Consider the following 20,048-nt stretch of genomic DNA (forward strand, 5'->3'; position numbering starts at 1 on the left):
CCTTGACCGCGCCCGCCGCGCCGCTTAGGGCACGGCGCGTGGTCGGGCCCTTAGCTCAGTCGGTAGAGCAACTGACTTTTAATCAGTAGGTCGCTGGTTCGAACCCAGCAGGGCTCACCACGTTTTCATTGGCAATTTGCGCCGCCCGCTTGATCGGGCAGCCCAGGCCCTACTGGCTCAGGTGCTACTGGATAGAGTGCAGACCCTTGGGCCGCACTGCGGCGCCTTCGCCCATTGCCAATTTCACCGCGCCGACAATGTCGTCTGGCTGAAACGGTTTGCGAATATAGCCGATCGCGGTTTCCGGGGGACTGTCGATCTGATCGGGATTGGCAGTCACGAATATGATCGTGGTTCCGTACCGTTCCGCCAATCGCCGCGCGATTTCAGGTCCGGTCGGGCCGTCACGCAGATTGAGGTCCACCAAAGCAACCTTTGGTGCGCGCTCTATCCCGTCAATCCCGCCGCGATCAGCAACTATACCGACAAGGTCGTGCCCTGCCTGGAGAATAATATCCTCCAGATCCAGAGCGACGAGAAACTCGTCTTCGACAATAAGAACCCCTGACATGACTTTTTACCCGTATGAAGGTTGGCTTCAGGCGGCAGCGCGCTGCGCGCTGTTATTGTTTGAAACGCGGCGCAATTCGCTGAACATCAGTTCGATTGCATCGCCTTCCATGACGAAATCGTGCCGCGCGTCCGGCAGCTGGCCGCTTTCCAGTACGTTGGCAAGCATGGCGCGCGCCCGGCAAATGCGGCTTTTTACGGTGCCCAAGGCAATACCGCACACATCTGCGATCGATTCGTATGACATGTCACCGATTGCCACCAGGATGAGCGCGTCCCGGTGCGTATCGGGCAAGGTTTGCAATGCACGCGCCACGTCGGCAAGTTCAAGCGAGTCTTCCTGATTGCCAAAGGTCTTGAGCGTGCGTTCAGCCATGTCCTGGTCGTATTCGCCGGTGAACCGGGCGCGGCGCGCTTCGCTGTAGAAATGGTTGCGCAGGATAGTGAAGGTCCAGGCCTTGAAATTGGTGCCCGCGCGGTAGCTTTCGCGCGCCGACCAGGCCTTCAGCAACGTCTCCTGGGCCAGATCGTCAGCACGTTCGCGGCATCCGGAAAGGGTGCGGGCAAACGCGCGCAGATGCGGGGTGACGGAGCTGAGCGCTGCGTGAAAGTCTGCATCGTTCAACGTCTCATACGGCTCACGCAGGTCGGCAGTGGCGGTGACGGTTTCAGGCTTGTTCACGGATGTTCCAATCGGCAGTAATGTTCACAAGTGGAACACCGCTCGATTGCCAACAGTTCCCCAATTGTGTGCTGCTCTGACCACTTTTTGCGTTTTATGTGCATTTTCATGCACTTCTCAACGCACCTTTTTGACGTACAGGGCCGGAACAAGCCTGTCGTCACCGCGTTTTACGTAGTGGATTTAAGTGCAGGGGCCATTGTCGCAGTAATGCCGAACCTTCCAAGCTTTTCTGCGGGATCCGCCCTTCGGTGCGTCCGTGGTCAATCTGCGCCGCCCATGCACGGCAGCATAATCGCCAAATCATCACCGCCCACCGCGCCGCGTCCACGCTGCCCTGACTGGGCCGAGGGCGGTTGCTCTTGTGCGCTGGACGCATTACCAATCCACCTGCCGATGGCCCTGGGCCGTCCTATCTAGCGAGAACACCAATGGACTTCAGACAAGCTCTTTCCGAAAGGCTGCCTTTGCTGCGCCGTTATGCGCGTGCGCTGTCGGGATCACAGCATTCGGGCGATGCCTATGTGCGCGAGCTGCTGGAAGCTGCAATTGCGGACAACGACCTGCGTAACGAGATTGCCGATGGCCGCGTGGCGCTGTATCGCGCTTTCACGCGAGTATGGTCACTAGGCCACGTTGAACTGGCGCATCAGGGCGGCCCCGCCGACGCCACCGATGCCGAGGCGACCGCCCAGGCGCGGCTTGACCGGATTCCGCCCGAACACCGGCAGGCGCTGCTGCTGACCACGATGGAAGAGTTTTCCGAACGCGAAGCCGGAGAAATCCTTGGTCTTGAGGCCGAAGAAGTCGCCGCGCTGGTCGCCCGCGCAGTTTCTGAAATTGACGAAGAAACGGCAACTCAGGTCCTGATCATCGAGGATGAGCCCCTGATTGCGATGCAGCTGGAAGCCTTGGTCAGCGATCTTGGCCATACGGTTGTGGCCACTGCTTCGACCCGCACCCAGGCGGTCGATGCCTTTGCGCGCACTTCGCCCGGTCTGGTGCTGGCAGATATTCAGCTCGCTGATCAGAGCAGCGGAATCGATGCGGTCGAAGATATCCTCAAGATGGGTGCGGTGCCCGTCGTATTTGTGACCGCCTATCCCGAACGGCTGCTGACCGGCGAACGGCCCGAACCGACTTACCTGGTGACCAAGCCGTTTCGCGAAGACACGCTGCGCGCGGCAATCAGCCAGGCGCTGTTCTTCGGTTCAACAGCGCAATAAGTCAGTCAAGCGCCGGTGGTGGCCGAGCCCCTGAGCGAGAACTCGCTCAGGGTGCGCACCGGCACTTTGAGAATGCAAGTCACCCCTTCTGCATTGAACTTCAGATCGACGGGTGACCGCAGTTCGTGGCTGACGATCTTTTCGATCAGGTCCAGGCCAAAGCCGCGCCGCTTGGGCTCGGCAACAGGCGGCCCGCCATGCTCGCGCCAGGAAACTTCGCAGATTTCGGGCGTTAGCAGCTGCCATGTGATCGAAACGCGGCCCTGCGGCACACTGAGCGCACCGTACTTGGCGGCATTGGTCGCCAGTTCGTGCAAGGCCAGACCCAAGGACATCGCATCGTTGGGACCCAAGGCTGTATCCGGGCCTTCAACGGTGACGTGGGTATCGGCAACATCGAGATAGGGGGCCAGTTCCGAGGTCACGACTTCGCGTACCGGCGCATCTTTCCAGTCCCGCTGCGACAGCAAATCGTGCGTTGCCGACAGCGCGCGCAGGCGGCCGTTGAGCCCTTCGGCAAAATCATCAAGCGACTGTGACCGCCGGCGCGTGAGCGCGACGATTGACAGCACATTGGCCAGCGTATTCTTGACCCGGTGGTTAAGCTCGCGCGTAAGCGAGTTGCGGATCGCTTCCTGCGAAGCCAATGACTCCAGCACTTTGCGATCATCAGCGGCGCGGTTGATTATCAGCGTGGCGATGATCAGCAGCAGAAGACTAACCACCGTGCCGGCGATCAGAACGCTGACCGACGCAAGCGTCAGCCCGGGCCGTTCATTGGACGTTGCAACCAGGGTCCAGGTATGATCGCCAAAAGTGACATTGCGTTCCATCCGGGCGCGTTCGCGGAAGGTTCGGTCTACTTTTGCCAGGATATTTTCGGGTGTCGGAGGACCATCGTAAAGCGCGATGGCAGCGCGCCCGCTGTAAAAGCTGGTCTCAACCGCATCAAGGAACTCTTGTGCGCGGATCGGAGAGTAGACAAACCCCTTGAGCTGATCGCGCAGTTCTTCACCATCCGCGCCCCGGGCAAAAACAGGGACATAGATCAGAACCCCGGCACTATCAGCGCGGCCCTCGTCCTGGATCAGGTGGACTTTGCCAGTCACGGTGGGCCGCCCAGTCTTGAACGCTTTCAGCAATGCAGTGCGCCGAACCGGTTCTGAAGCCATGTCGAAACCTACAGCGCGCATGTTCGCAGCCGTCTGCGGCTCGATTAGTCCGATGATTGCCATATCGGTTTGCGGGCTGGCCGGTGCAGGCCGTACCGCTACCTTCGCGCGCGGAAACCGGACCCGCAAGTCCTTGGCGACACGAGACGCGTCGCTGCCTTTGGCCCACTGTGCCCAGCCCATGCCCAAGGTACCCTTGGATTGGTTGTCCGCACTCATATCTTCGACGAACTGGGCAAAATCACCGTCGTTGACAGACGAACGCACCGACAGCACCGATGCGGCAGCGCTGAGGTAGGCGATGTTCTCGTTCGCTTTGCGGCGCAGTTCGCTGGCCAGCGTGGTGGTGTCGCGATCAAGCTCGAGACGCCGCGCCTCGCTGTCGGCCATCTCTATGTTGAACACAAATAGCAGCGTGATCACGATCCCCAGCCCGAACAAGGCGAACGGAAGACCGCGCGGATAGCGCAGAAACCATGCCTGACCCTGAACCCGTTTTTCGAGCTGCTGTTCCATATTCCCAAACCGGCAGCCGCTGGGCCGCCTAATCACCAAAAATCACGAATGAGGCAGCCAAGATGATCCCCACGAGATGGAACCATAGCCCAGATCGATTGTTCCCTGTCTAGGACATTGCGAGCAAGCATTTTAATCAAACCGGTGCTAAGGAGGCACAACGCCTCGTGGAGTTGATGTTGACACAGCGAAAACCAGGATCGGCCATTCCCGGCACCGAAGGCTTTTCTTCGCGCGGCCCGGACAATCGGCCGCCGGGTTGGGCAGACGGTCTGCGCAAACTTTATGACAGCGTCGTGAGCGAACCTTTGCCTGACAGCTTCGACGACCTGTTGAAGAAGCTTGATCAGGCCGACGATGCCTGATCGGCAGTCCCGCGCACCAGGCGCAGCACCCGTCGCCGATGCTTTCCGCAGCGATCTTCTGGCCCTGCTGCCGCATATGCGCGCCTTTGCGCGCGGGTTGTGCGGCCGGCCCGAGCAGGCCGACGATCTGGTCCAGGAAACCGTGATGCGGGCGTGGACCGCGCGCGATAGCTTCACCCCCGGCACATCGATGAAGGCGTGGACTTTTACAATCATGCGCAACCATTTTCTGAATGACCTGCGCAAGAATCGCCGGCAGACCCAGCTCGATCCCGAGGTGGCAGAAACAACGTTGATCGCCAGGGCCACGCAGGAAGAAGGTGTCCATATAAACGATCTTCAACGCGCGTTGGACAAACTGCCCGATGAACGGCGCGAGGCGCTTCTGCTGGTTGGGGCAGGCGGCTTTTCCTATGAAGAAGCAGCCAACATCTGCGGCGTTCCCATTGGCACGATGAAAAGCCGGGTCGCACGCGGCCGCTCACAACTTTACGCCATACTTGAACCGGAAGAAGGCAGCCCGGCTTACAGCATTGCCTGATCAGCAGAAGTGATCGGGCCCGAGCGGTAGTCCGCCCGGACCCGGCCTGTTATTCCGGATAAACCCAGAAATCAGGGTCGGCGAACCGTTCATCGGCAAAGTTCCAGTTCAGCAGCCCGGCCGCGGCGGTCAGATAGGCTTTGCGATCGTTCTGCCGGTCCAGATAATAGGCATGCTCCCACACGTCGACCACCAGCAACGGGCGCGCTGTTCCGGTGAGCGGGCAACCGGCATCGTGCGTTGTTGCGATGCTGAGGGCATCGCCGTCCGCTAGTAGCCAGGCCCAGCCGGATCCAAAGTGCCCTTCAGCTTCGGTCAGCAATTTCTCTGTCATGGCGGCGAAAGACCCGAATGATGCGTCGATCGCTGCGGCAAGCGCGGAACCTGGTTTGCCGCTTTGGGGGGTCAGGCTATGCCAGTAAAAGCCGTGGTTCCACGCTTGGGCTGCCGCGTTGAACAGCTTTTGATCCTTGCTGGACGCCGCATCCTTCACCACCGCGTTAAGGTTGGCATCGTCCAGCGGCGTTCCCTTGATCGCGGCGTTAGCCTTGTCGACGTAGCCTTTATGATGCTTGCCGTAATGAAAGCCGATCGTTTCAGCTGAAATCGCAGGTTCGAGGGCGTCTTGCGCATAAGGCAACGGAAGAAGCGTAATGGCCATGGAAGATCTCCGGTTTTGAAAAGCAGCACAGGCTGCAAACGTGACTTGGGGGCGTCAGCAAAAGCTGTCCGCCCCCAAGCCTGGTTCCAGATCCGGTGACGACGGGGCGCCTCCGGATGGGTGTGAAATGCTTAGCGAACCGAACCGCGACGGAAGAGGTTCACAATGGCGAGCAGAATGACCGCGCCGATGAACGACGAAACCAGCGACATTACGTCAAACGAACCGCTGGTGATTGGCGCGCCGCCGATCAGCGGGGTAACCAGGAAACCGGCGATCAGCGCGCCTACGATACCGACCACGACGTTAAGAATGATGCCCTGCTGGCCATCGGTGCGCATGACCATGCTGGCCAGCCAGCCGATGATGCCGCCAACGATAAGTAGAATGATAAGTCCCATGTTGAAATGTCCTTTGCCTGCTGTTCCTGCCTTCCAAAACGGACCATCGCGGCAAAGGTTCCTTGCGGTTGCGACGGCGCCGATTTCGCCATCGAAAAGGTCGCCCGGCGCATGGCATGGGCCATGGCCCGCTTTTCAAGATAAGCGTTGGGCGTTCCTGCCAGTTCCGGCGCAAGTTTCCCCCCCTTAGTGCGGATTATGGAATCCCGCGCGCGAGGATTGACGCCGATGCGGCAGCAGGCCGGGGAACGCTTTTAGTTGCGCCGTGTTCTTACAAGCAGAACGGCTGCCCTGCGGCCCTAATCCTGAATGATGCGGAGCTTGCTTCGATGGCCGGTCCACTTTTCGCCCTTATTCTGCTTGGCTGCACAGATGCCGGGGATGGATGCACGCGCCTTGATGCGCCGGTGCAGACCTTTGACAGCCGCGCACAATGCGAAAGCGGGCAGGAAGCGGCGCTGGCTTCTGAGGTGTCGCTCCGTGCGGATTACCCCACAGTAACCGCGCATTGCCGCGTGCAACTGGCAACGCGAAAAATAGACCGGCAACCGCGCCGATTAGCCATGAGCGCGTCGCGCTGAAAATTGGAGTGAGATCATGAAGTCATTTACCTCATTGCTGCTTTCGGGCCAGATTGCTGACACGATTGAGCGTTTAGTGCCTGACAATCCGTTGCTCCGCTCTGGCGCAACCGCGATTGCGGCGCGCTGGGCGGTGCGATCGGTCCCCGCCGCCCTGGCTATCGTAGCGGCTGGCGCGGCCTATCGTTATTTGACCAAGGATAACGCCGCGCCAAAGCGCAAGATTTCGGCACGGACTGCCCGGACCGGCGCTGCAAAGAGCGTGCGAACCAAGGCCCGAGCCGCTCGTTCCAAACCTGTGGCCGTTTCCGCCGCAGCTTGATCCGGATTTAGGAGAACTTTAATGGCATCGACCCTTTCAGGAAGCCCTGCGGACTGCGTGCAAAGCGATGCAGCCGCCGAGCGGGCACCAAATCCCCGGCGTCATTATTCCGGTCCGGAAGATCTGATGGATGACGTTGAACTGGACCGCGGCGCGCGCGAACAGCTCCTCCTGCAATGGAAGGACGAGGTCAACGCCGAGCTTGCCGCAGAAGCTGAAGGGATGAGCGCATCCGATCCCATCCGTGCCGAGGCAGAAGCGCGCCTGGCCAGCGAGGCAAGGCGGGTGTCGGACGCGCTAGCTGCGCTTCAGGCTGAACGTTCCAGCATCTGAAGCGCGATCAGCACTTATCGAAAACGCCCGGTCGGTTGGCCGGGCGTTTTTTCGCGTCTGGCAAAACGGGTGAAAAAATTGAGGCCTCCGGCACAAAGTGCAGGAGGCCTCTAAACGCACCGCCGGCTGGGTTCGGGGGGAGGGGGATCGCCAGCTGGTGTTACTGACAGAACCCGTCCACGGCCATTTGGTTCCAGCCAGACGAGAAACAAACCAATTTTTTTGCGATCTTGGCCAAGGCTGCTTTTAAGACGCTGATCTGCATCGCTTTAAAAAAGAGGCTTTGTCCGGGTCGGGCGATGCCAAGCGCGCAACGTGAGACCGGCTTATACCTTGGGACGGCCCGCCACCAGGTGATCGACTACGGACGGATCGGCCAAGGTCGATGTATCGCCAAGGTTCGTCACGTCATTTTCCCCGATCTTGCGCAGGATCCGGCGCATGATCTTGCCGCTGCGGGTCTTGGGCAGACCGGGTGCGAACTGGATCACGTCAGGCGTGGCGATCGGGCCGATCTCGCGCCGGACCCATGCGACCAGCTCCTTGCGCAGCGCCTCGTCCGGATCGACGTTGGCGTTGGTCGTGACGAAGGCATAGATGCCCTGGCCCTTGATTTCGTGCGGCATGCCAACCACCGCGGCTTCGGCGACCTGGGGGTGGGCGACCAGCGCGCTTTCTACCTCGGCCGTGCCCATCCGGTGGCCCGAAACGTTTATCACATCATCGATCCGCCCGGTGATCCAGTAGTATCCATCCTCATCACGGCGGCACCCATCGCCAGTGAAGTACAGCCCTTTGAACGTCGAAAAATAGGTTTGGAAGAATCGATCATGATCGCCCCAAACGGTGCGCATCTGGCCGGGCCAGCTGTCGGTGATTACCAGACAGCCTTCGCCCGCACCCTCGATCGGTACGCCTTCACCGGTGACCAGCATGGGTTTGACCCCGAACAGCGGTTTTGTTGCCGAGCCCGGCTTGAGCGGGGTCGCGCCGGGCAGCGGGCTTATCAATGTCGCGCCGGTTTCGGTCTGCCACCAGGTATCGACAATCGGGCAGCGCCGTTCGCCGACCACGCGGTGATACCAGTCCCACGCTTCGGGATTGATAGGTTCGCCGACCGAGCCGAGCAGCTTGAGGCTGGACCGGCTGGTCCCAAGCACCCAGTCATCGCCTTCGCGCATCAGCGCGCGCAGCGCGGTGGGGGCGGTGTAGAATATCTCGACCTGGTGTTTGTCGATCACTTGCCAGAACCGGCTGGGGTCGGGGTAGTTGGGCACCCCTTCGAACATCAGCGTGGTCGCGCCGTTCATCAGCGGGCCGTAAACGATATAGCTGTGGCCGGTAACCCAGCCGACATCGGCGCTGCACCAGTAGACCTGGCCCGGACGGTAATCGAACACGTATTCGTGGGTCATCGATGCCCACAGTCCATAGCCGCCGGTGGTGTGAAGCACGCCCTTGGGCTTGCCGGTGCTGCCGCTGGTGTAAAGGATGAACAGCGGATCCTCTGCGCCCAATTCCGCAGGCGGGCAATCGGCCGACTGCGCGGCGGCGCCCGCGTGCCAATCGATGTCGCGGCCATCCTGCATCGGCACGGCGGCGCCGGTGCGCTGCAGCATGATCACCGTATGGACCGAAGGCAGATCTGCCAGCGCTGCATCGACATTGGCCTTCAATGGCACCGCTTTGCCCCCGCGCAGGCCTTCGTCGGCGGTCAGGACGACGGTGCTGTCGCAGTCCTCGATCCGGCTGCGGAGCGAATCCGGGCTGAATCCGCCGAACACCACGGAATGGATCGCGCCGATCCGTGCGCAGGCCAGCATTGCGACGGCCGCTTCGGGGACCATCGGCAAATAGATCGTAACGCGGTCACCCTTCTGAACCCCGCGCGCTTTCAGCAAATTGGCAAAGCGGCAGACTTCGGTATGAAGTTCGCGGTACGTGATATGGCGCGCGGAATCGTCCGGACTGTCCGGCTCCCAGATGATGGCCACCACATCACCGCGCGCGTCCAGGTGCCGGTCGAGCGCATTGGCCGATAGGTTGAGCGTGCCGTCAGCGAACCACTTGATCCCGAAATCAGCTTCATCAAAGCTGGTTTCCTGAACCCGGGTGAACGGCCTGATCCAGTCAAGTCGCTGCGCCTCTCCCCGCCAGAACGCGTCGCCATCTTCCACCGACGCGCGGTACATGGAATCGTAGCGCGCCGCGTTGACCTTCGCCTTGGCGGCCCATTCGGCCGGCACCGGCCAGACTGTTTCGCCCATTGTCGCGCTTCCTCTCAAACCGGTCATTTGCGTGCAGTCTGTCGGCTGGCGCCGCGCCGCGCAAGCCTAGAAGGTCGCGGTCTGCAAGATCGGCAAAGACTCGTCCAGCGACGTGGCGATGATCCCCACCATGTCGTCGATCTGGCTGCGTTCGATGATCAGGGGTGGGCACATTACGATGGTATCGCGGATGCCGCGCACCATCAGGCCGTTTGCGATGCAGCGATCGCGCACAACCGGGCCGGCATTGCCTTCGGCCCCGCCCCAGCGCGCGTTGGTGCCAGGCTCCGCCACGATTTCGACCGCGCCAAGCAGGCCGATGGAGCGCGTTTCGCCGACCAGCGGATGGCCGCCGAGCCGCTTCAGCGCCGCGGCCAGATAGGGGCCAACGTCGTCCCTGACCCGGCCCGGCAGATTCTCGCGCTCCATGATCTCGATGTTGCGCAGCGCCACTGCGGCGGCGACGGGGTGGCCCGAATAGGTGAAGCCGTGGACGAAATCGCCCCCGGTTTTAAGCACGTCGACGATATCGCTCGACACGGCATTGGCGCTGATCGGGAGGTAACCCGATGACAGGCCCTTGGCCATCGACACAATGTCAGGGGTGAAGCCCAGCGTCTGATGGCCAAACCATTCGCCGGTGCGGCCAAACCCGGTGATCACCTCGTCCGCCACCAGCAGGATGCCGTATTTGCGGCAGATCGCCTCAACCGCTTGCCAGTAGCCCGGTGGCGGGATGATCACGCCGCCCGCGCCCTGCGCAGGTTCACCGATGAAGGCGGCGACATTTTCAGGGCCGACAGCCAGGATGCGTTCTTCGATGGAAGCGGCGCAGTCCTGCCCGAACTGGACCGGGTCCTGGCCAAAGCCTTCGCCGAACCAGTAAGGCTGGCGGACATGCTCAACCCCCGGCACCGGCAGATCGCCCTGCGCGTGCATACCCTTCATCCCGCCCAGGCTGACCCCCGCCACTGTGCTGCCGTGGTAGGCGTTCCAGCGGCTGATGAAGACCTTGCGCTTGGGCTCGCCCTTCAGCTTCCAGTAGTGGCGCACCATGCGGAACACGGTGTCGTTGGCTTCGCTGCCCGATGCATTGAAGAAAACGTGTTGCAGCTTGCCGCCGGTCAGGCTGGCGATCTTGGCGGCTAGCTGGACCGTGGGCGGAGTGACTGTCTTGAAAAAAGTATTGTAGAACGGCAGTTCCATCATCTGCTCGTAAGCAACGTCGGCCAGTTCCTTGCGGCCATAGCCGACATTGACGCACCACAGCCCGGCCATGCCATCAAGGATGCGGTTGCCGTCGCCGTCGTGAATGTAGCAGCCTTCGGCATGGGTAATGATGCGGCTGCCGCCCATGTCCGCGATCAGCTTGTAATCCTGCTGGGCGGGAAGGTGGTGCGCAACATCAAGGCGCTTCAATTCGGCGATATCGTAATTGCGGGGCATGTCTGGGTACTCCCTGAAAAGGTTATCGATCGGCGGGATGGGCGCCGATCGTCAGGGAGAGAAGCCGATCCTTGCCAGAAACCGGTTGGTGCGGGTGACGCGCCTGTTCATGCCTCACCCCTAAGCGCTTTGCCCAGCAGATGGAAGTAGGCGGCGCTGTCGGGATTGCTGTCGGCGTCCCATTCCGGGTGCCACTGCACCGCGACAAGCGGTGCGCCGTTGGGCCTGGCGGAGTAGGCTTCGACCAATCCGTCGGGCGCGGTTGCTTCGGTGACAAGGCCGGGGGCTAGCCTTCCGATCCCCTGATAATGAACCGAGTTGACGGTAGCATCGGCTTTGCCAAGGGCGCGGGCGATCATCCCGCCCTCGCTCAGGTGGACCGGGTGAAGGTGATCGAACATCGCGTCAAACGCTGCGCCATCGGGGGCATGGTGCCGGATCAGATCGTCATTGGCCGACGTATCGCGGCGCAAGGTGCCGCCCAGCGCCACATTGATTTCCTGAAATCCTCGGCAAATCCCGAAAACCGGGCGGGCCAGGTCGATCATCCGCCCGACAAGGTCCAGCGCAATTTCATCCCGCCCCGGATCGAACGGGCCTTCGCCCCCATCATCTTCGTAACGCACGGGTTCGACGTTCGATGGACTGCCGGTAAGCAGAATCCCGTCCAGCCGCGGGGCGATTTCAGCCGCGCTCATCAGATCGGCAAGCGACGGCACAATCAGTGCAGCGACATCGGCGTGGCGCATCGCGGCACGGATGTACCGTTCCATGACTGCCTGGGCTGGCTCGGTCCCGACCTGGCGGGTGCAGGCGATCACGCCCAGGACAGGGCGCGCGGCGGCCATGTCAGTTCAGCAGGACTACCGGGCTGTCGGCGCGCCAATGCATCGAAACGCGGTCATCCCAGGTGAAGTGTTCCTGATCGCGGCGCGACAGGTTAGGGCGCGACACGCGGATCATCGGTCCGCCATCCAGCTTGATTTCATACAAGGTGATGTCGCCCAGATAGCTCATCCCCTTGATCTGCCCGCGTGCCAGATTGTAGCCATCGGGGGCATCCTGCGCAGCGGCGCGGATCGCCTTTCCTTCGCCCGGAACGTGGAGGTAGATTTTTTCGGGGCGCAGCGCGATCCACACATCGGCGCCGTGCGGGCCGGTGACCCCGTGGTTAAGGTAGACCCGGCCCAGCCCGGGGCAATCGACCGCCGCCTTGTCTGCCTCGTCCAGGGTCAGCTTGCCTTCGAACAGGTTCACCGATCCCACAAAGTCGGCAACAAACCGGTTGGCGGGATATTCGTACAAGTCAGACGGCGCGGCCAGCTGCGCGACTTCACCCTTGTTGATCACCGCGATACGGCCTGCCATCGACAGCGCCTCGTCCTGATCGTGCGTGACAGTGACGAAGGTGATCCCGACCTGGTCCTGCAGCTCGGACAGTTCGAATTGCATCTGCGCGCGCAGCTTGGCGTCCAGCGCGGAGAGCGGCTCATCCAACAGCAGCACCTTTGGCCGCATTACCAGGCTGCGGGCGAGCGCCACGCGCTGGCGTTGGCCGCCCGACATCTGATCGGGCATCCGGTCTGCAAAGCCGTGCAGCTTGACCAGTTCGAGTGCCTCGCGCACCCGCTCGTCTCGCTCGGCCCGGCCGGTGCCTGCGATTTTGAGGCCATAGCCGACATTGTCCGCCACGCTCATGTGCGGGAACACGGCATAGGACTGGAACACCATGTTGACCGGGCGCTTGTTGGGCGGGATCCCGGCCATGTCCTGCCCGTCGATCAGGATCTGGCCTTCGGTCGGCAATTCAAACCCGGCGATCATGCGCAGCAAGGTGGTCTTGCCGCAGCCCGAAGGGCCAAGCAGCACAAAAAACTCGCCCGCCAGGATATCCAGGCTGACATTGTCGACCGCAGTCACCTTGCCAAAGCGCTTGGTCACGTTGCGGATCTGGATGATCGGCTGGGCTGGATCAGGCATCAATGGGCGTCCGCTATAGCCTTTACGCCCTGCAATTTCAGTGCAACGGCGGTCAGGGCGATGGTCAAAAGGATCAGGATGGTCGAAGCGGCGTTGACTTCCGGTGTGACCGAAAAACGGACCATCGAATAGACCTTGACCGGGAAGGTCACGGTGTCAGGCCCGCTGGTGAAGAAAGTGATGACGAAATCATCGAGGCTGAGGGTGAAAGCCAGCAGCGCGCCTGCGATCAGCCCCGGCTTCATGTGCGGCAGCAGGATGTCGCGGAAGGTGGCCCATTCGCTGGCGCCCAGGTCCTTCGCCGCTTCCTCCTGTTCGCGGTTAAAGCTGGCCATGCGGCTGCGCACCACCAGCGCGACGAAGGGAAAACAGAAGGTGATGTGGGCGATGGTGATCGCCGAAAGGTTGAGCGGCCAGGGCAGGCCGACCGGCCACTGCACCTTGGCAAAGAAGATCAGCATGGCAACGCCCATGCAGATTTCGGGAACAATGATTGGCAAGGACAAGGCCCCTTCAACCGCACCCTTGAACGGGAAGCGGAAGCGCCACAGCATAAGGCCAGCCATCGCGCCCAGAACCACGCTGAACACGGTCGCCAATGCAGCGATGGTCAGCGAATTGACCAGCGCTTCGATCAATCCGTCGTTGTTGAGCGCTTTTTCGTAGTATTTGAGCGTGAAGCCCCGCCACACGACATTGCGTTTGGAATCGTTGAAGCTGAACACCATCAGCACCAGCAGCGGGGCGTAGAGGAACACCATAACCCCCGCGATCCACAGCCGCATCCACGCCTTGCGCGTGTATTCCAGCGGAGCGACCGGGCGGCGGCTGAGCAAGGCCATCAGTGGACCTGCGCCGGTTTGCGTCTGCCGCGAAGCGATTGCAGCGCAACAAGCGCAAACATCGCATAGATCAGCATGAACGACAGCGCTGCGCCAAATGGCCAGTCGTTTGCCCTTTTGAACTGGCGTTCGATCACATTGGCGATCATCTGGCTATCGGTTCCCCCCATCAGGTCGGGGGTCAGATAAGCGCCCAGGGCAGGGATCAGCGTGATCATTATCCCGGCAAAGATGCCCGGCGCCGCCAGCGGCATGACGATACGCGACAAGGTGCGCAAATGACCCGCGCCCAGATCGAGGCTCGCCTCGATCAGCGAGCGGTCAAGCCGGTCAAGCGCGGAATAAAGCGGCAGAACCATGAAGGGCAGGTGGACATAGACCAGCCCCAGCACCACCGCGAAATTGTTGTAAAGCAGCTGGACCGGGGTCCACACCTCAAGCGGCTGGAGCCCGACCAGCGTGCGCAGCCAGCTTGCCGATCCCCACAGCGCGCCCAGCGCCTTGTTGGCATAACCGTTCCCGCCCAGCACCGTCATCAGCGCATAGGTGCGGATGAGGAGGTTGGTCCAGAATGGTAGCATCACTCCCAAAAGCAGCCAGGGGCGCCACTTGTCTGACGCAAAGGTGATTGCCATCGCTACAGGGAACCCGACGATCAGGCAGATCAGCGTGACCAGCGCCGCGACCGCCAGGCTTTTGAAGAAGATCGACAGGTAGAGAGCTTCGATCGCGCGCTTGTAATTGTGCAGCGTGCCCGAAATGACGATGTCAGCTGCGCCCGAGTTCTCGCCAAAACTGTAAGCCCAGACAATCGCCATCGGCACGATGAAAAACAGCGCCAGCCACAGGATCGGCGCCCCCGCGATTGCGGCGAAGGGGCGCTTGTGTTCCTGCCAGTTTTGCAGCGACATGGGTTTGGCCTAGCTGGCGCGGACCCGGGTAAAGGCCTCTTCATAAAGTGGCTGCATGTCGGGCCGGTACTTGGCGTATTCGCACTTGGCGAGCTGGTCTGCTGATGGGAAGATCACCGGATTGTTCTTGTAGTCATCCGGCATCAGCGCTTTCGCCGCGGCATTGGGAGTAGGATAAAGGATCGTTTCGGTGATCTTCTTGTCGACTTCTGCGTCGAGCAGATAGTTGATCAGCGCATGGGCGTTCTTGGGATGCGGCGCGCCTTTGGGAATGCACAGTGTGTCGGAATTGAGCTGGCTGCCCTCTTTGGGCAGGACGAAGTCAATATCCTCATCCTCGGCCATGATCTGGGCGATGTCGCCGTTGTATTCCAGCACCAGATCGACCTCGCCCTTCAGCAGCAGGTCCTGGCCGTTATCTTCATGGAAGGCCTTGATGAAGGGCTTCTGCTTTTCCATCAAAGCCGAAATCGTCTGGATATCTGCCGGGGTCAGAGCGTTGACCGATTTGCCCAGATATTTGCCGTAAAGGCGGAACATGTCGCCGGCTTCGGACAGCACGGCGATGCGGCCCTTGTATTCGTCGCTGTCGAACAGCACCTTCCAGCTGTCGGGCTTGGCTTTCACTTTCGACTTGCGATAGCCGATCCCCAGCGTCAGCCAGGTATAGGGCATCGAGAACTTGCGGCCCGGATCGTAAGCGACATCGATAAAGCTTTGATCGATGTTCTTCATGTTGGGGATCTGCGCATGATCAAGCGGCACGATCATGTCGGCCGCGCTCATCCGTTCGACGAAATCGTTAGACGGGACAATCACGTCATAGCCCGGATTGCCGGCGCGCAGTTTGGCGAACAATTCATCGTTGCTGGCAAACAGCGTCATGTTGACGTCGATTCCGCTGGCGCCCTTGAAATCGCCCAGCGTGGTTTCACCGATGTAGGTATCCCAATTGTAGAAGTTAAGCTTGGGCTCTTCCCCTGTCGCGGCGATCTTGCCGGCCGCGCCGCTTTCGGTCTTGCCGCATCCGGCCAGGCCCGCAAAGCTGATCCCGACCGCGGCTACGCCCATTGACTGGAGGAGCGAGCGGCGGCCCATGCGTAGGCTGCTGCTGCTGCGTTTGATGTCGGTCATGACTCACCCCTTCGCCCATGTTGCACTGCGACACGATGCTACCCGTGATTGGGCGCGCCGCAAGGGGGTAATTTGGCTAGTGCGGGGCTCACGCATTGCGCAGATACCAGGTGAAGTCGATTTCCGGCACTTCGGCCATGAACCGGGCCATTTCGACGCCTTTGACCACGGCATAATTGCGCACGAAGCGCGCGCCCAGATAGCGTTTCATCAGCTCCGACTGCTCGAACGCCTCGATCGCCGCGCCCCAGTGGTTGGGCAGGCGGACTTTGGCTTCTTCTGCCTCATAGCCGTTGCCGACCACGGCCGGGCCGGGATCGGTCTGCTGGCGCATCCCTTCACACATTGCCGCCAGTACCGCGGCCATCGCCAGATAGGGGTTGGCATCGGCCCCGCAGACGCGGTGCTCGACGTGGCGCGAGGCGGGCGATCCGGCGGGAACCCGCAGGCTGACCGTGCGGTTGTTGACCCCCCAGGTCGGCGCCACCGGGGCATAGGAATTGGCCTTGAAGCGGCGGTACGAATTGGCGTTGGGGGCAAACACCGCCATCGAATCCGCCAGCGCCGCCTTCATCCCGCCGATCGCGTGGCGCAGCAGCGGCGTGCCGGCGGGATCCTCGCTGGCGAAGGCGTTCTTGCCGCCCGCGTCGTTCATGGAGATGTGCAGGTGCATGCCGCTGCCCGCCGCCTCGGCAAAAGGCTTGGCCATGAAGGTTGCTTCCAGGCCGTGCTTGACCGCCACGCCTTTGACCACGCGCTTGTACATGATCGCATCGTCGGTGGCGCGAAGGGCGTCGGCCTTGTGGCGCAGGGTGAACTCGAACTGGCCTGGGGCATATTCGGAGATCCCGCTTTCCAGCGGCAGGTTCTGCGCATCGCAAGCGGCGTACAGATCGTCGAAGAACGGTTTGAAATCTTCCATTTCGCGCAGCCCGTAGACCTGGATATCGCTGGAACGATGACCGGTGACCGCACTTTTGGCAGGGACCGGGCGGCCATGTGAAATGTCGACCAGATAGAACTCCAGCTCAACCGCGACCACGGGGGTCAGCCCGTCGTTTTCCAGCTCGTCGATCACCGCGCCAAGGACGTGGCGGGGATCAAGATCGCTGGGCGTTCCGTCCAGCTCGTAAAAGCTGGTCAGGAACTGGGCGGCGCCGTCCCCCAGCCAAGGCGCGCGCACCAGCGTTCCCGGGACGGGATAGACATAGCGGTCGGCATCGCCGTCTTCCCAGACCAGCCCGGTCTCCTCGGTGTCGCGTCCGACGATATCGACCACCAGCACCGATCCGGGCAGGAAACGGCCGCTTTCGTAGACCGCGATAACCTCGTGCGCGCGCAGCCGCTTGCCGCGCGGGACGCCGCACATGTTGGTAAAGATGATGTCGATCGCGTCGATATCCGGATTAGCGGCGAAAAAGGCGCGAGCTTCTTGCGCGGAGGCGCGATGGTTTGAACTGCGGGGCGGCTTGGTCATGATGCACTTCCGGTCAGAGTCTTGAGGCACTGGTCGAGCACTTCGGCCAGCCGGTCAACCTGGCTTGGCACGGTTGCCGGGCTGACCAGGGTCATGTTGTGGAACGGCGCGATCAGCACGCCGCGGTTGATCAGGAACAAGTGAAGCGCGTGTTCCAGCGGGCCCTGCATCGCCGCGCGTGCCTGGGTGCCGTTGCGCGGCGCGGTGTCGGTACACAAAAACTCGCCTCGCGCGCCAACGTGGGCAACGTGCCAGTTCAGGTTGTTGGCGGCCATGACAGCGCGCACCTTGCCGGCCAGTTGCTCCGCCAATGGCAGCATATGGTCATAGGCGGCAGGCGTCATCACTTCGGTCAGGCAGGCACGCATTGCCGCCAGTGCCAAGGCGTTCGCGGACAGCGTTGTCCCGATCCCCGAATGCCCGGTTTCCCCGGCCGCCCGGACTCGCTCCATCCGCGCCGCCACTTCAGCGGAAAAGCCATAGACCGCGGAAGGTACGCCGCCGGCCACCGGCTTGCCCAGCACGAACATGTCGGGCAGCGGCCCGTGCGTACCGGTGTAGCCGCCATAGCCAGTCGAGATCGTGTGGGTTTCATCGAACACCAGCAGCACATCATGGCGGGCGGTAAGCTGGCGCAGCGCGGTAAGATAACCTGCATCGGGCAGAACCATGCCGACATTGGTCATTGCCGGTTCGGCCAGCACGCAGGCCACGTCGCCTTTGTTCAAAGCGGCTTCCAGAGCAGCCAGGTCATTGAACTCGATCACCACGGTATGGTCGCGTACGTCATAGACCTGGCCGATCAGGCTGGCGCGCAGTTCGGGTACGCCGCCGCGCAGGTCAACAAACACATCGTCGACCGCGCCGTGATAGCAGCCGTTGAATACCAGCACCTTGTCCCGCCGGGTGACGGCGCGGGCCCAGCGGATTACCGCGCGGTTGGCCTCGCTTGCGCTTGATGTGACTTGCCAGAACGGCAGAAGGAAACGCGCGGCCAGTTCATCTGCCACTACTACGGCGTCTTCGGTAGGCAGCATGAAGGTCAGCCCCCTGGCTGCCTGATCGGCTATTGCGCGGGCCACCGGCTGGGGCGAATGGCCGAACATCGATCCGGTATCGCCAAGGCAGAAATCATCATAGCGGTGGCCGTCGGCATCCCACAGCTCTGCGCCATGCGCACGGGCCGCGAACAATGGAAAAGGCGTCCCCCAGTCGAGCATCCAGTGGAACGGCACACCGCAGTGCCAATGGCGCGCCGCATCCTGCGCCAGCGCAGCGGAACGCGGGTTGGCCTTGGCAAAGTGCGCGCGCTCGGCGGTCAGCATCGTCTGGATGGCGGCAGGGCTGATCATAGCCGGTCCCTTAGCGCATACCACAGCATCCCTGCCACATAGAGCGGATGGCGCAGCAGCGGACCGCCGGGAAATGGCGTGCCGGGAAGGTTGGCAAACAGATCGAACCGCTCTGCCGTGCCGCGCATCGCTTCGGCGATCAGGCTGCCCGCCAAGGTGGTCAACAGCGCCCCGTGGCCGGAATAGCCATGCGCAAAAAAAGTATCTTCGACCCGCCCGAAATGCGGCAGGCGGTTGAAAGTCACGCCAACCAGCCCGCCCCAGGCATGGTCGATTTGCGTGCCCTGCAACTGCGGGAACACCTTTTCCAGATAGGGCCGGACAAAGCCGGCGATGTCAGCCGGCGGGCGCGGGGTGTACTTTTCTCCGCCGCCGAAGATCAGCCGGTTGTCGGCGCTGATGCGGTAGTAATTGAGGACGAACTTGCTGTCGGAAACTGCGGCGCCGGTTGGGATCAGCGCGCGGGCTTGTTCTGCGCCAAGGGGCGCGGTGGCGATGTTGTAGTTGGCAACGGGCATGGTCCAGCGGCCCAGACGCGGCTCCAGATCGCCCATGAATGCGTCGCATGCCATGACACCATATCTGGCCGTTACCCTGCCGGCCGGCGTCCGGGCCTGTACCGGCGCGCCCTGGCGCAGCGCAGTAACCGGGCTTTCCTCGAAAATCCGTACCCCTGCGGCAAGCGCCGCCTGCGCCAGTCCCAACGCGTAGTTCAACGGATGAAAATGCCCGCCCGCACGGTCGAACATTCCGCCGTGATACAGCGGGCTGGCGACCTGATCGGGCAGATCGGCCTGTTCGATAACCTGCACGCTGTCATAATCCAGCAGGCGTTGCAGCAGTTCAACCTCGCGCCGCATATGGTCCAGATGCGCAGGCTTGGCGGCAGCGTGAAAATGACCGGGCCTTAGATCGCAGGCAATCGCGTGGCGGGCGATCCGGCCCTTGACCATGCCGGTCGCTTCGTTGGCCAGGCGGACAAGCCGCGCGGCGTGATCCTCGCCAAAACGGGCAACCAGATCGGCCGCGCCCCAGCGCATCCCGGGGATCAACTGTCCCCCGTTGCGCCCCGAAGCGCCCCAGCCGATCCGCTTCCCTTCAAGCAGCACCACGGAAAAGCCGGCCTCTGCCGCATGCAGCGCTGCCGACAGCCCGGTGAACCCGCCTCCGATTACGACAACATCGGCCTGCTCGTCCCCGGCCATGCGCGGATAGGCGGCAGATGCATTGGCGGTAGCGGCGTAATAGGACGGCGCGTGCTGGATCATC

Annotated in this window: 20 protein-coding genes and 1 tRNA gene; 6 read left to right on the forward strand and 15 right to left on the reverse strand. The window is 61.8% G+C overall.

The window, feature by feature from the left end; genetic code table 11:
• The first annotated feature begins 44 nt into the window (after positions 1-44).
• Positions 45-120: transfer RNA gene (locus tag Q0L62_RS00005), tRNA-Lys, on the forward strand.
• 64 nt (positions 121-184) lie between these two features.
• On the opposite strand, the gene Q0L62_RS00010 is transcribed toward Q0L62_RS00005, so the two are convergent.
• Together Q0L62_RS00010 and Q0L62_RS00015 are read right to left on the reverse strand one after the other, a co-directional pair.
• Entirely contained in the window at positions 185-571 is a 387-nt protein-coding gene (locus Q0L62_RS00010) for a response regulator (RefSeq protein ID WP_296674601.1), read from the reverse strand.
• A gap of 27 nt (positions 572-598) precedes the next feature.
• Positions 599-1,252: a sigma-70 family RNA polymerase sigma factor gene (locus Q0L62_RS00015; protein ID WP_296674603.1), complete on the reverse strand. Its 654-nt coding sequence runs from the start codon at positions 1,250-1,252 to the stop codon at positions 599-601.
• Positions 1,253-1,683: 431 nt separating this feature from the next.
• On the opposite strand from Q0L62_RS00015, the gene Q0L62_RS00020 reads away from it, so the two are divergent.
• Positions 1,684-2,478, forward strand: coding sequence for a response regulator (locus Q0L62_RS00020; RefSeq protein WP_296674605.1), 795 nt, complete (start codon positions 1,684-1,686; stop codon positions 2,476-2,478).
• Between the two features lie 5 nt (positions 2,479-2,483).
• Here Q0L62_RS00020 and Q0L62_RS00025 read toward each other — a convergent pair whose 3' ends face one another.
• Positions 2,484-4,166, reverse strand: a complete 1,683-nt coding sequence (locus tag Q0L62_RS00025) for a CHASE domain-containing protein (protein WP_296674608.1) — start codon at positions 4,164-4,166, stop codon at positions 2,484-2,486.
• Between the two features lie 176 nt (positions 4,167-4,342).
• On the opposite strand from Q0L62_RS00025, the gene Q0L62_RS00030 reads away from it, so the two are divergent.
• Both Q0L62_RS00030 and Q0L62_RS00035 read left to right on the forward strand, forming a co-directional pair.
• Complete coding sequence (locus Q0L62_RS00030) at positions 4,343-4,531, forward strand: NepR family anti-sigma factor (RefSeq protein ID WP_296675098.1); 189 nt, start codon at positions 4,343-4,345, stop codon at positions 4,529-4,531.
• Positions 4,524-5,072: a sigma-70 family RNA polymerase sigma factor gene (locus Q0L62_RS00035; RefSeq protein ID WP_296674610.1), complete on the forward strand. Its 549-nt coding sequence runs from the start codon at positions 4,524-4,526 to the stop codon at positions 5,070-5,072. Before Q0L62_RS00030 ends, Q0L62_RS00035 begins: the two co-directional genes overlap by 8 nt.
• 49 nt (positions 5,073-5,121) lie before the next feature.
• On the opposite strand, the gene Q0L62_RS00040 is transcribed toward Q0L62_RS00035, so the two are convergent.
• Both Q0L62_RS00040 and Q0L62_RS00045 read right to left on the reverse strand, forming a co-directional pair.
• The gene (locus Q0L62_RS00040; protein ID WP_296674613.1) at positions 5,122-5,733 is read right to left on the reverse strand and encodes a superoxide dismutase; all 612 of its coding nucleotides are present in this window, start codon (positions 5,731-5,733) and stop codon (positions 5,122-5,124) included.
• Positions 5,734-5,864: 131 nt separating this feature from the next.
• On the reverse strand, positions 5,865-6,134 hold the full coding sequence (locus Q0L62_RS00045) for a GlsB/YeaQ/YmgE family stress response membrane protein (RefSeq protein ID WP_296674616.1): 270 nt from the start codon (positions 6,132-6,134) through the stop codon (positions 5,865-5,867).
• A gap of 597 nt (positions 6,135-6,731) precedes the next feature.
• Here Q0L62_RS00045 and Q0L62_RS00050 point away from each other — a divergent pair.
• Both Q0L62_RS00050 and Q0L62_RS00055 read left to right on the forward strand, forming a co-directional pair.
• A complete protein-coding gene (locus Q0L62_RS00050; RefSeq protein WP_296674618.1) occupies positions 6,732-7,037 on the forward strand; it encodes a hypothetical protein in 306 nt (101 codons plus the stop codon).
• 21 nt (positions 7,038-7,058) lie between these two features.
• Positions 7,059-7,370: a hypothetical protein gene (locus tag Q0L62_RS00055; protein WP_296674620.1), complete on the forward strand. Its 312-nt coding sequence runs from the start codon at positions 7,059-7,061 to the stop codon at positions 7,368-7,370.
• A 326-nt stretch (positions 7,371-7,696) separates the two neighbouring features.
• On the opposite strand, the gene acs is transcribed toward Q0L62_RS00055, so the two are convergent.
• From acs to Q0L62_RS00105, 10 genes are all read right to left on the reverse strand, one after another.
• Positions 7,697-9,637, reverse strand: a complete 1,941-nt coding sequence (acs, locus tag Q0L62_RS00060) for an acetate--CoA ligase (protein WP_296675100.1) — start codon at positions 9,635-9,637, stop codon at positions 7,697-7,699.
• 66 nt (positions 9,638-9,703) lie between these two features.
• Positions 9,704-11,083: an aspartate aminotransferase family protein gene (locus tag Q0L62_RS00065; RefSeq protein ID WP_296674623.1), complete on the reverse strand. Its 1,380-nt coding sequence runs from the start codon at positions 11,081-11,083 to the stop codon at positions 9,704-9,706.
• Between the two features lie 107 nt (positions 11,084-11,190).
• Positions 11,191-11,931, reverse strand: a complete 741-nt coding sequence (locus tag Q0L62_RS00070; RefSeq protein WP_296674626.1) for a gamma-glutamyl-gamma-aminobutyrate hydrolase family protein — start codon at positions 11,929-11,931, stop codon at positions 11,191-11,193.
• A 1-nt stretch (position 11,932) separates the two neighbouring features.
• Positions 11,933-13,063 carry an ABC transporter ATP-binding protein gene (locus tag Q0L62_RS00075; protein ID WP_296674629.1) on the reverse strand — a complete coding sequence of 377 codons (1,131 nt, stop codon included), beginning with the start codon at positions 13,061-13,063 and terminating at the stop codon, positions 11,933-11,935.
• On the reverse strand, positions 13,063-13,905 hold the full coding sequence (locus Q0L62_RS00080) for an ABC transporter permease (protein ID WP_296674631.1): 843 nt from the start codon (positions 13,903-13,905) through the stop codon (positions 13,063-13,065). The genes Q0L62_RS00075 and Q0L62_RS00080 overlap by 1 nt, the downstream gene beginning before the upstream one ends.
• Positions 13,905-14,816, reverse strand: a complete 912-nt coding sequence (locus Q0L62_RS00085) for an ABC transporter permease (protein ID WP_296674634.1) — start codon at positions 14,814-14,816, stop codon at positions 13,905-13,907. The genes Q0L62_RS00080 and Q0L62_RS00085 overlap by 1 nt, the downstream gene beginning before the upstream one ends.
• Positions 14,817-14,825: 9 nt before the next feature.
• Entirely contained in the window at positions 14,826-15,950 is a 1,125-nt protein-coding gene (locus Q0L62_RS00090; RefSeq protein WP_296674638.1) for a spermidine/putrescine ABC transporter substrate-binding protein, read from the reverse strand.
• 88 nt (positions 15,951-16,038) lie between these two features.
• Positions 16,039-17,427, reverse strand: a complete 1,389-nt coding sequence (locus Q0L62_RS00095) for a glutamine synthetase family protein (RefSeq protein ID WP_296674641.1) — start codon at positions 17,425-17,427, stop codon at positions 16,039-16,041.
• Positions 17,424-18,779, reverse strand: a complete 1,356-nt coding sequence (locus Q0L62_RS00100) for an aspartate aminotransferase family protein (RefSeq protein WP_296674644.1) — start codon at positions 18,777-18,779, stop codon at positions 17,424-17,426. The genes Q0L62_RS00095 and Q0L62_RS00100 overlap by 4 nt, the downstream gene beginning before the upstream one ends.
• Positions 18,776-20,047, reverse strand: coding sequence for an FAD-binding oxidoreductase (locus Q0L62_RS00105; RefSeq protein WP_296674648.1), 1,272 nt, complete (start codon positions 20,045-20,047; stop codon positions 18,776-18,778). Before Q0L62_RS00105 ends, Q0L62_RS00100 begins: the two co-directional genes overlap by 4 nt.
• Position 20,048 lies beyond the last annotated feature (1 nt).

This window comes from Novosphingobium sp. (genome assembly GCF_024642085.1).
Classification (GTDB): domain Bacteria; phylum Pseudomonadota; class Alphaproteobacteria; order Sphingomonadales; family Sphingomonadaceae; genus Novosphingobium.

Bases quoted from the DNA above. Each gene is read 5' to 3' on its own strand.
- Q0L62_RS00065 (WP_296674623.1), bottom strand. From the start codon at position 11,083: ATGCCCCGCAATTACGATATCGCCGAATTGAAGCGCCTTGATGTTGCG.
- Q0L62_RS00025 (WP_296674608.1), bottom strand. From the start codon at position 4,166: ATGGAACAGCAGCTCGAAAAACGGGTTCAGGGTCAGGCATGGTTTCTG.
- Q0L62_RS00100 (WP_296674644.1), bottom strand. From the start codon at position 18,779: ATGATCAGCCCTGCCGCCATCCAGACGATGCTGACCGCCGAGCGCGCG.
- Q0L62_RS00030 (WP_296675098.1), top strand. From the start codon at position 4,343: ATGTTGACACAGCGAAAACCAGGATCGGCCATTCCCGGCACCGAAGGC.
- Q0L62_RS00055 (WP_296674620.1), top strand. From the start codon at position 7,059: ATGGCATCGACCCTTTCAGGAAGCCCTGCGGACTGCGTGCAAAGCGAT.
- Q0L62_RS00050 (WP_296674618.1), top strand. From the start codon at position 6,732: ATGAAGTCATTTACCTCATTGCTGCTTTCGGGCCAGATTGCTGACACG.
- Q0L62_RS00010 (WP_296674601.1), bottom strand. From the start codon at position 571: ATGTCAGGGGTTCTTATTGTCGAAGACGAGTTTCTCGTCGCTCTGGAT.
- Q0L62_RS00035 (WP_296674610.1), top strand. From the start codon at position 4,524: ATGCCTGATCGGCAGTCCCGCGCACCAGGCGCAGCACCCGTCGCCGAT.
- Q0L62_RS00075 (WP_296674629.1), bottom strand. From the start codon at position 13,063: ATGCCTGATCCAGCCCAGCCGATCATCCAGATCCGCAACGTGACCAAG.
- acs (WP_296675100.1), bottom strand. From the start codon at position 9,637: ATGGGCGAAACAGTCTGGCCGGTGCCGGCCGAATGGGCCGCCAAGGCG.
- Q0L62_RS00080 (WP_296674631.1), bottom strand. From the start codon at position 13,905: ATGGCCTTGCTCAGCCGCCGCCCGGTCGCTCCGCTGGAATACACGCGC.
- Q0L62_RS00095 (WP_296674641.1), bottom strand. From the start codon at position 17,427: ATGACCAAGCCGCCCCGCAGTTCAAACCATCGCGCCTCCGCGCAAGAA.
- Q0L62_RS00045 (WP_296674616.1), bottom strand. From the start codon at position 6,134: ATGGGACTTATCATTCTACTTATCGTTGGCGGCATCATCGGCTGGCTG.
- Q0L62_RS00040 (WP_296674613.1), bottom strand. From the start codon at position 5,733: ATGGCCATTACGCTTCTTCCGTTGCCTTATGCGCAAGACGCCCTCGAA.
- Q0L62_RS00085 (WP_296674634.1), bottom strand. From the start codon at position 14,816: ATGTCGCTGCAAAACTGGCAGGAACACAAGCGCCCCTTCGCCGCAATC.
- Q0L62_RS00070 (WP_296674626.1), bottom strand. From the start codon at position 11,931: ATGGCCGCCGCGCGCCCTGTCCTGGGCGTGATCGCCTGCACCCGCCAG.
- Q0L62_RS00090 (WP_296674638.1), bottom strand. From the start codon at position 15,950: ATGACCGACATCAAACGCAGCAGCAGCAGCCTACGCATGGGCCGCCGC.
- Q0L62_RS00105 (WP_296674648.1), bottom strand. From the start codon at position 20,047: ATGATCCAGCACGCGCCGTCCTATTACGCCGCTACCGCCAATGCATCT.
- Q0L62_RS00020 (WP_296674605.1), top strand. From the start codon at position 1,684: ATGGACTTCAGACAAGCTCTTTCCGAAAGGCTGCCTTTGCTGCGCCGT.